At 65.4% G+C, this 8,104-nt stretch carries 13 protein-coding genes and 2 pseudogenes; 3 read left to right on the top strand and 12 right to left on the bottom strand.

Going from position 1 to position 8,104, the window contains the following annotated elements; all coding sequences use genetic code 11:
* The first annotated feature begins 39 nt into the window (after positions 1–39).
* Positions 40–966: an LLM class flavin-dependent oxidoreductase gene (locus A5760_RS00120; protein ID WP_064877078.1), complete on the top strand. Its 927-nt coding sequence runs from the start codon at positions 40–42 to the stop codon at positions 964–966.
* Here A5760_RS00120 and rplO read toward each other — a convergent pair whose 3' ends face one another.
* From rplO to A5760_RS00175, 11 genes and pseudogenes are all read right to left on the bottom strand, one after another.
* Entirely contained in the window at positions 967–1,410 is a 444-nt protein-coding gene (gene rplO / locus A5760_RS00125) for a 50S ribosomal protein L15 (protein WP_064877066.1), read from the bottom strand.
* Positions 1,407–1,625: a 50S ribosomal protein L30 gene (rpmD, locus tag A5760_RS00130; protein ID WP_064877067.1), complete on the bottom strand. Its 219-nt coding sequence runs from the start codon at positions 1,623–1,625 to the stop codon at positions 1,407–1,409. The genes rplO and rpmD overlap by 4 nt, the downstream gene beginning before the upstream one ends.
* Positions 1,622–2,296 carry a 30S ribosomal protein S5 gene (gene rpsE / locus A5760_RS00135; RefSeq protein WP_064877068.1) on the bottom strand — a complete coding sequence of 225 codons (675 nt, stop codon included), beginning with the start codon at positions 2,294–2,296 and terminating at the stop codon, positions 1,622–1,624. Before rpsE ends, rpmD begins: the two co-directional genes overlap by 4 nt.
* A gap of 37 nt (positions 2,297–2,333) precedes the next feature.
* Positions 2,334–2,702 (bottom strand): 50S ribosomal protein L18, encoded by a 369-nt coding sequence (rplR, locus tag A5760_RS00140; RefSeq protein WP_007773555.1) that lies wholly within the window; start codon positions 2,700–2,702, stop codon positions 2,334–2,336.
* Between the two features lie 41 nt (positions 2,703–2,743).
* Positions 2,744–3,283 carry a 50S ribosomal protein L6 gene (gene rplF / locus A5760_RS00145; RefSeq protein ID WP_064877070.1) on the bottom strand — a complete coding sequence of 180 codons (540 nt, stop codon included), beginning with the start codon at positions 3,281–3,283 and terminating at the stop codon, positions 2,744–2,746.
* 23 nt (positions 3,284–3,306) lie between these two features.
* On the bottom strand, positions 3,307–3,705 hold the full coding sequence (rpsH, locus tag A5760_RS00150; RefSeq protein ID WP_064877071.1) for a 30S ribosomal protein S8: 399 nt from the start codon (positions 3,703–3,705) through the stop codon (positions 3,307–3,309).
* A gap of 85 nt (positions 3,706–3,790) precedes the next feature.
* Positions 3,791–3,976, bottom strand: a complete 186-nt coding sequence (locus A5760_RS00155) for a type Z 30S ribosomal protein S14 (protein ID WP_007167851.1) — start codon at positions 3,974–3,976, stop codon at positions 3,791–3,793.
* 3 nt (positions 3,977–3,979) lie between these two features.
* Complete coding sequence (rplE, locus tag A5760_RS00160) at positions 3,980–4,558, bottom strand: 50S ribosomal protein L5 (protein WP_064877072.1); 579 nt, start codon at positions 4,556–4,558, stop codon at positions 3,980–3,982.
* Positions 4,558–4,875 carry a 50S ribosomal protein L24 gene (gene rplX / locus A5760_RS00165; protein ID WP_064877073.1) on the bottom strand — a complete coding sequence of 106 codons (318 nt, stop codon included), beginning with the start codon at positions 4,873–4,875 and terminating at the stop codon, positions 4,558–4,560. The genes rplE and rplX overlap by 1 nt, the downstream gene beginning before the upstream one ends.
* Positions 4,876–5,244: a 50S ribosomal protein L14 gene (rplN, locus tag A5760_RS00170; RefSeq protein WP_003403649.1), complete on the bottom strand. Its 369-nt coding sequence runs from the start codon at positions 5,242–5,244 to the stop codon at positions 4,876–4,878.
* Positions 5,245–5,804: 560 nt separating this feature from the next.
* Positions 5,805–6,173 (bottom strand): annotated as a pseudogene (locus A5760_RS00175) (hypothetical protein); the annotation flags it as partial.
* Between the two features lie 114 nt (positions 6,174–6,287).
* Here A5760_RS00175 and A5760_RS00180 point away from each other — a divergent pair.
* Positions 6,288–6,875 carry a hypothetical protein gene (locus tag A5760_RS00180; protein ID WP_231122500.1) on the top strand — a complete coding sequence of 196 codons (588 nt, stop codon included), beginning with the start codon at positions 6,288–6,290 and terminating at the stop codon, positions 6,873–6,875.
* Between the two features lie 187 nt (positions 6,876–7,062).
* Entirely contained in the window at positions 7,063–7,500 is a 438-nt protein-coding gene (locus tag A5760_RS00185) for an ester cyclase (RefSeq protein WP_064877075.1), read from the top strand.
* A 14-nt stretch (positions 7,501–7,514) separates the two neighbouring features.
* Here A5760_RS00185 and A5760_RS00190 read toward each other — a convergent pair.
* A pseudogene (locus A5760_RS00190) lies at positions 7,515–8,104 on the bottom strand (DUF222 domain-containing protein); the annotation flags it as partial.

Raw genomic sequence — 8,104 nt, forward strand, 5'->3', positions numbered from 1 at the left:
GTCTGCAGACTACCGATGCACGCCCGTACGGTGGTCGGGGTGAGGTTCTCGATCGCGATCCCGCAGTTCGACTACGACGGCTTCGACGGAGCCGGGTTGCGCGCATTTCTGGCGCGCGCCGAAGAGCTCGGGTTCGAGGGCGGCTGGCTGCTCGAACAGACCATCGGGCCCGCACCGCTGCTGGCGCCGCTGGAGCTGCTGGCGTACTGCGCGGCCTGCACCGAGCGGCTGCGCCTGGGCGTCGCGGTCCTGGTGACGTCGTTGCACGACCCGCTGCAGTTGGCCTCGGCCGCCACCGCCGTCGACCGGCTCAGCCACGGCCGGCTGGACATCGGCGTCGCGCCGGGCGGCGGCAGGCGGCAATTCGCGGCTTTCGGCGTCGACAAGGACACCTTCATCTCGTACTTCACCGAGGGCCTGCAGCTGATGAAGGCGGCGTGGTCCGACGAGCCGCGGGTGACGTTTCACGGTCGGTTCCGCGACGTCGACGACCTGCCGATCCAGCCCAAGCCGGTGCAGCGGCCGCATCCGCCGATCTGGTTCGGGGGCCTCGCGCCCAAGGCGCTGGCCCGCGCGGTGCGGCACGGCGACTCGTTCCTCGGTGCCGGTTCGTCGACCACTGAGGCGTTCGCTGGGGCCGTCACCGTCGTGCGCCGCGAGCTCGACGAGCAACAGAAGGACCCCACGAACTTCACCATCGGCAAACGGGTGTACCTGATGGTCGACGACGACGCGGCCAGGGCCCGGGAGCGTGTGCTCGCGGGGCTGGACCGCATCTACGGAAAGATGCCCGGCGTGCAGGACGTTCCGGTGTCCGGCACACCCGACGACGTGGCGCGCGGGTTACGTGAGGTCATCGACGCCGGAGCGCAGATGGTGCTGTTGAACCCCGTCGGCACCGACGCCGCCGAAAACCGCGAGCAGATGGAACGCCTTGCCGCAGAAGTGATTCCGCAGCTGAGCTAGCTAGGACAGCTCGGTCGCCGAACCGCCTGCGGCGGTGATCTTCTCGCGTGCGCTGCCGCTGAACTTGTGCGCGGTCACCTCGACCTTGACCGTCAGCTTGCCGTCGCCGAGGACCTTGACCAGCGAGTTGCGCCGAACCGCGCCCTTGGCCACCAGCTCGTCGACGCCGATCGAACCGCCCTGCGGGAAAAGCCGATTGAGGTCGCCGACGTTGACGATCTCGTACTCGGTGCGGAACCGGTTCTTGAATCCCTTGAGCTTGGGCAGTCGCATGTGGATCGGCATCTGGCCGCCCTCGAAGGTCGCCGGCACGTTCTTGCGTGCCTTGGTCCCCTTGGTACCGCGACCGGCGGTCTTACCCTTGGAGCCCTCGCCGCGACCGACCCGGGTGCGGGCGGTCTTCGACCCGCGTGCCGGCTTGAGATCGTGCAGCTTGATCGTCATTTCTTGCTACCTCCGGTGCCCGTGGCCGTCGCCTCGGCCGGCTCCACCTCGACGAGGTGGCTGACCACCGCGATCAGCCCGCGAGTCTGTGGGTTGTCCTCGCGGACCACCGACTGGCGAATCTTTCGCAGGCCCAGGGTGCGCAGGGACTCGCGCTGCTTCCAGCGGGTCCCGATGGTGCTGCGCACCTGGGTGATCTTCAGTTGACTACTCATGGTTGTGCCGTTGCCTCTCGTGCCGCCGCACTGGCCATCGCGTCACTTTCGCGGCGCGCCTTGAGCATTCCGGCCGGCGCAACGTCCTCGATGGGCAGGCCGCGGCGAGCGGCCACCTCCTCGGGGCGCTGCAGCAGCTTGAGCGCGGCGACGGTCGCGTGCACCACGTTGATCGCGTTGTCGCTACCCAGCGACTTGGCCAGGATGTCGTGCACGCCGGCGCATTCCAGCACCGCACGGGCGGCGCCACCGGCGATCACACCGGTACCGGGACTGGCCGGGCGCAGCAGCACCACGCCGGCCGCCGCCTCACCCTGCACCGGGTGGGTGATGGTCCCGCGGATCAGCGGCACCCGGAAGAAGCCCTTGCGGGCCTCCTCGACGCCCTTGGCGATGGCCGCGGGAACTTCCTTGGCCTTGCCGTAGCCGACACCGACCATGCCGTTGCCGTCGCCGACGATCACCAACGCGGTGAAGCTGAATCGCCGACCACCCTTGACCACCTTGGAGACACGGTTGATCGCGACAACCCGCTCCAGGTAGTTGCTCTTGTCGCCGTCGCGGTCGCGGCCTCCACGGCCGCCGTCGCCACGACGACCGCGGCTGTCGCGGTCACCGCGCGAGTCACGGCTGTCGCCGGCGCCTTGTCCGCCGGCCGGCTGCTCCGCCATTATGCGGTCCTTCCAGTCGTGTTCAAGCTCTTGTTCATCAGAATTGCAATCCGTTCTCGCGTGCGGCATCGGCCAGCGCCGCGATCCGTCCGCCGTAGGTGTATCCGCCGCGGTCGAAGACCACGCTGTCGATGCCGGCGGCCTTGGCGCGCTCGGCGATCAGCTGGCCCACCCGCACGCTGCGGGCTTTCTTGTCGCCCTGCAGGCTGCGCACGTCGTCCTCGATCGACGACGCGGCGGCCACCGTGGTCCCGTTCTCGTCGTTGACCAGCTGCACGTGAATGTGTCGCGCGGACCGGTTGATCACCAGCCGCGGACGTTGCGGGGTGCCGGCGATCTTCTTGCGCAGACGTGCGTGCCTACGCAGCCGAGAGACGCGCCGAGTCGCGGAAACGCTCTGCCCCAGCGGCTTTCGCGTGGCGGTGCCAGCTTTTGTTTGCGCCATGATTACTTACCTGTCTTTCCGACCTTGCGGCGGATCTGCTCACCCTCGTAGCGCACGCCCTTGCCCTTGTACGGGTCGGGGCGGCGCAGACGGCGGATGTTCGCCGAGATCTGGCCGACCTTCTGCTTGTCGATCCCGGTGATGGAGAACTTCGTCGGCGACTGGACGGCGAACGTGATGCCGTCCGGAGCCTCGATCACCACGGGGTGGCTGTAGCCCAGCGCGAACTCGAGGTTGGAGCCTTTGAGCTGCACCCGGTAACCGACGCCGAAGATCTCCATCTTGACCGTGTAGCCCTGCGTCACGCCGGTGACCAGGTTGGACACCAGGGTGCGCGACAGTCCGTGCAGCGAGCGGTTGCGCCGCTCGTCGTTGGGACGGGCGACCACGATCGCGCCATCCTCGCTGCGCGACACGGTGATCGGCTCGGCCACCGTCAGATCCAGGGCGCCCTTGGGCCCCTTCACCGACACCTTCTGGCCATCGATCGTCACGTCGACTCCGGACGGGACCGGAACCGGCTGCTTACCAATGCGAGACATAGTCTTTCGTTACCTCCCCGCCCTTACCACACGTACGCGAGGACTTCGCCGCCCACGCCCTGTCGGGCTGCCTGGCGGTCGGTGAGCAGGCCGGAGGACGTGGAGATGATCGCCACACCCAGGCCACCGAGCACGCGCGGCAGATTGGTGGATTTCGCGTACACCCGCAGACCGGGCTTGGACACGCGGCGCAGGCCGGCGATGCTTCGCTCCCGGCTCGGCCCGTACTTGAGCTGAACGATCAGCGACTTGCCGACCCGAGCATCCTCGGTCCGGAAGTCGGTGATGTAGCCCTCGCTCTTGAGGATCTGGGCGATGTTTGCCTTCAGCTTCGAGTGCGGCAACGTCACCTCGTCGTGATACGCCGAATTGGCGTTGCGCAGACGTGTCAAGAAGTCTGCGATCGGGTCCGTCATCGTCATGACAGCGTTGGTACCTTCCTCGCGATGGTTCCCGGTCCGGGCCTGTCGCGTACCTTTTCTGGGTTGGTCTTGTGGGTTAGGGCTGTTACCAGCTGCTCTTCTGCACGCCGGGCAGCTCGCCCGCGTGCGCCATCTCGCGCAGGCAGATCCGGCACAGGCCGAATTTGCGGAAGACCGCGCGGGGACGGCCGCACCTGTTGCAACGGGTGTAGCCGCGCACCGCGAACTTAGGCTTGCGTGCGGCCTTGTTGACCAGTGCCTTCTTTGCCATCGCTCAAGCTCCTCTTTGAGGTTCGTCCTTGAAGGGAAAGCCGAGGGCCCGCAACAGCGCTCGTCCTTCGTCGTCATTCGTCGCCGAGGTGACGACGTTGATGTCCATGCCGCGGACCCGGTCAATCTTGTCTACGTCGATCTCGTGGAACACCGACTGCTCGGCGAGCCCGAAGGTGTAGTTGCCGACACCGTCGAACTGCTTGGGCGAAAGCCCGCGGAAGTCGCGGATACGGGGCAGCGCGATCGAGGTGAGCCTGTCCAGGAACTCCCACATCCGGTCGCCGCGCAGGGTGACCCGCGCACCGATCGGCATGCCCTCACGCAGCTTGAACTGCGCGATGGACTTGCGCGCGCGACGGATCTCGGGGCGCTGCCCGGTGATCAGGCCCAGGTCGTTGACCGCGCCGTTGATCAGTTTCGCGTCCCGCGCCGCATCGCCGACACCCATGTTGACGACGACCTTGGTAACCGTCGGGATCTGCATGACGTTGGCGTAGCCGAACTGCTGCTGCAGCGAATCGCGAATCTCGCTGCGGTAGCGCTCTTTCAGGCGCGGCTGAACCTTTTCTGCAGTACTCATCAGATGTCCTTGCCGTTGCGCTTGGAGATACGGACCCGCTTGCCGGTCTCCTCGTCGACCCGGTAACCGACGCGGGTGGGCTTACCGTCCGAGTCGACCACCATCACGTTCGAGATGTGGATCGGCGCTTCCTGGGTGACGATCCCGCCCGACTGCGCGCCGCGCTGGTTGGTCGAAACCGCGGTGTGCTTCTTGATCGCGTTGACGCCCTCGACCAGCACGCGGTCGCGCTCCGGGTAAACCTTGAGCACCTTGCCTTTGGCGCCCTTGTCCTTACCGGCGATCACCAGGACGGTGTCGTCCTTCTTGACCTTCATTTACAAAACCTCCGGGGCCAGCGAGATGATCTTCATGAACCGCTTCTCGCGCAGTTCGCGGCCCACCGGCCCGAAGATGCGCGTCCCGCGCGGGTCGTTGTCGGGCTTGATGATCACGGCGGCGTTCTCGTCGAACTTGATGTAGCTGCCGTCGGGACGGCGGCGCTCCTTGACCGTGCGCACCACGACGGCCTTGACGACGTCGCCACGCTTGACGTTGCCGCCGGGGATGGCGTCCTTGACGGTGGCGACGATGACATCACCGATGCCGGCGTAGCGTCGCGACGAACCGCCGAGCACACGGATGCACAAGATCTCCTTGGCGCCGGTGTTGTCGGCGACCTTCAGTCGCGATTCCTGCTGAATCACTCGATCTCCTGACCTGGGTTGCGTGTGCACGGCAGGAGAACCCACCGGGGTGGGCATTCGGCGGGCATGACCCACCAAAAACCTGACGTGCGCGGTCTTTGTCACCGAAGGGCACGCGGGGCCGATTCGCACCGGCCGAGGTCTGCCCAAGGCAACCCCTAGAGTCTAGGGGACGACCAGCTCAGAGCCAAATTCTGCGCGAAGGCCATCGAGACCGGCCCCGTCATCATCAGCTGAAGGCGGCGAATCGCTTTTGAACACGTCAACGGAACCCTCTTAAACAGCGGAAACGTCTGCTGAGCGGCTCGCCGAGAACCAGACTTCCGCAATGTTCCCGGAGACGCGCTACGCGATGAACGGGAATTTGCGCTGTTCGCCGCGACACATCCGTTAGATGGACGCTTGAGCAAAGCAAAGCCGCCGTGGTTGCTATGTGGGGAACAGGCGAGTACCACCACGCCATCGATCCCGGACATGCCACGGAACGAGGAGGTTCGGGCGGGCCTTGCACGTGTCGAACGCTTGGCCGTAAGTCCGAAAACCCTGCGGGTCATGTTCAGTCAGAGTGGCGGTGGCTCGTCGTCGCCGGGTGGTGCGGGACCGAAGTAGGCGGCCTCGCGTTCTCGGCGTTTCACTTGCCGGGCATGGTGGTTTTGCCGGCGTTCGGCGGCGACGCGATGGGCGCGGTCCTGGGCACGCGTGCGCCGGCGGGTGGGCATCATGGCGGTGGGCTCACCGCAGTAGTCCGGGACGGGGTCGGCTTCGAGGGCCGGTATCGCGCCGGTGGCCCGGCACAGACTCGGAAACAGCAGTGCGCTGCCCGGCGTGTTGACATAGGTGAGCCCGCCCGGGGAGGTCAGGATCAGCGACCCATCGGGCAGTTGCTGGTCGCGCCACCCCCAGAAAGTTTTGACCAGGTGATGGTAGCGACTGGCTAAAGAACACTCTGCCCTCACAACGCGGCGTTGCGACCAAGGGCTCAACATCTGTCGGGACCAAACAAACGCGCCTCAAGGCGTATCACACCGACATACGATTCGGTTATGTCGATGACCGCTGATGCGCTGCCCGACGACATCCGCCAGGCCACATACTCCCGCGTTTCGATTCCACTACGCGAGCGCCGACGCGACTGGTTTTTCGTCGTGGTATTCGCGATATTTGCGTCAACTTCGTTCCTGATCGACACCGCGAACATGGTTGGCCGACCAGGCCCGCACTCAAGCAACCCGATGGCGCGGTTCGTCTACGACCACATGGTCGGCATCGATCCTGTCCTGATCGCCAACCCGCGCGCTGTGCAACTCATCGTCGGGTTCGTATCGGCACTAGCCTTCGGCGTGTTCTACCTCGTGCTCGTCTATGCATTCGCGCGGGGCGGTGAGTGGATCCGGCTTCCGGCCATTTTCTTTGCCGGCATGGTCGTCATGGGTACGGGTCTGTACTTGGCCGTCGGGGTCCTGGGCGATGCGCCCCTGTTTGCGTTGGCATGCGGACCTGGTTCTGGGTTCGACTACAAAGCACCCAACGCGCTAATGAGTGTGGCCGTGAACGCGTTCTACCCACTGGTTGCGCTGCTGCTCGTAGCGCGCATGTGGCGAGCGCATCCGTTCAGTCGGCGAGCACGCTAGGGGCCGCGCCTGATCGTTTAGACCGTCGGGCTCAAGGCGCCACGCTGTCCTCAAGTGGTGCTGGCAGCGACTGCGCGAAGAACACCCTTAGCGGCGTAGTGACTCGTCTATGAGCAAAGCTCGTCCACCTATCTCGCAGGTGTTCTAGAGTGACGCCCTATTGGGGAGTCGTCGAGGAGGCCCCGTAATGACAGTCGTAGATAGCACCACCAGCATTCGGCAGCGCCGCGAGGCAATCGTCAATCAGCACGTCGAGGCGGAAAACAGACACGACGTCGAGGCCGCAATCGCGACCTTCCACCATCCACGTTACGAGCTGAACGGCGTCCCGAGCGAAGGTAAGGCAGCCGTTGGAGAGTTGCTGCAGGGCTTGATGCACAGCATGTCTGATTTCCATGCCAAGACCGTCAGGCTGCGCCATATGGACGACGGCGTACTTGTCGAAGGGTTCATCATTGGAACCCATGATGGCGAGTGGGCGGGCATCCCGCCAAGTGGTAATCGCCTCAATTTTCCGCTGGTTGGAATCTTCGAGTTCGATGGCGATCGACTCTTATGCGAGAAGGTCTCTTTCGATATGGCTACGGTGCTGACGCAGATGGGCGTGCTTCCCGCTATCAGCTAGGGGGTCGCCGAAAGTTTCAAGAGGGAGTGAGTGCGGCAGCAGCACTTGAGGTTTGACGCATGGGTGGGCCCGCCGTCGCTGTAGGGAATCGTATGGTCCACATCGCAGTCGGTGGCCGGACAGTCGCACCCGGGCCAACGACAGGTCAAATCTCGACAGCGCACGAAATCGGCCAGCGCCTTGGAGGGCACATAACCGGGCTCCGGTGGCGCATCACCGGGATGTACCAGCGGCACCAGCTTCGCCGAGGCGGCTAGTTCGGCGATCAGTTCCGGCGGGATCAACCCCTCAGCACCCACCTCGACGCCCGGCGCCAGGCCGTCACCCAGCGTGGAATGCTCTGCGATCACATGGATTACCACCGGGCCGGCCGCGCGCCGTTTCCCCGCGGCGCAATCCGATCGCCCGCACCGGCACCCCAACCGGTCCGCGCCGGCCGCCAACCCCCCCAACGCATCAGCGCGGCGCTGCTCCCGGGTGCGCGGATCGCGCGCACACACCGTGACCGCCAACGCATCCAATCGTCTATCCAACGCATGCGCGTCCGGACTCACCAGGGTGCCTTCGATATGCGACATGCCGTCGCCCGCATCGGCGATCCAGA

The organism is Mycobacterium colombiense, assembly GCF_001665835.1.
Classification (GTDB): Bacteria; Actinomycetota; Actinomycetes; order Mycobacteriales; family Mycobacteriaceae; genus Mycobacterium; species Mycobacterium colombiense_A.

Bases quoted from the DNA above. Each gene is read 5' to 3' on its own strand.
- rplO (WP_064877066.1), bottom strand. From the start codon at position 1,410: ATGACGATCAAGCTGCACGATCTCAAGCCGGCACGCGGGTCGAAGACC.
- rpmD (WP_064877067.1), bottom strand. From the start codon at position 1,625: ATGAGTAGTCAACTGAAGATCACCCAGGTGCGCAGCACCATCGGGACC.
- rpsE (WP_064877068.1), bottom strand. From the start codon at position 2,296: ATGGCGGAGCAGCCGGCCGGCGGACAAGGCGCCGGCGACAGCCGTGAC.
- rplF (WP_064877070.1), bottom strand. From the start codon at position 3,283: ATGTCTCGCATTGGTAAGCAGCCGGTTCCGGTCCCGTCCGGAGTCGAC.
- rpsH (WP_064877071.1), bottom strand. From the start codon at position 3,705: ATGACGATGACGGACCCGATCGCAGACTTCTTGACACGTCTGCGCAAC.
- A5760_RS00155 (WP_007167851.1), bottom strand. From the start codon at position 3,976: ATGGCAAAGAAGGCACTGGTCAACAAGGCCGCACGCAAGCCTAAGTTC.
- rplE (WP_064877072.1), bottom strand. From the start codon at position 4,558: ATGAGTACTGCAGAAAAGGTTCAGCCGCGCCTGAAAGAGCGCTACCGC.
- rplX (WP_064877073.1), bottom strand. From the start codon at position 4,875: ATGAAGGTCAAGAAGGACGACACCGTCCTGGTGATCGCCGGTAAGGAC.
- A5760_RS00180 (WP_231122500.1), top strand. From the start codon at position 6,288: ATGTCGATGACCGCTGATGCGCTGCCCGACGACATCCGCCAGGCCACA.
- A5760_RS00185 (WP_064877075.1), top strand. From the start codon at position 7,063: ATGACAGTCGTAGATAGCACCACCAGCATTCGGCAGCGCCGCGAGGCA.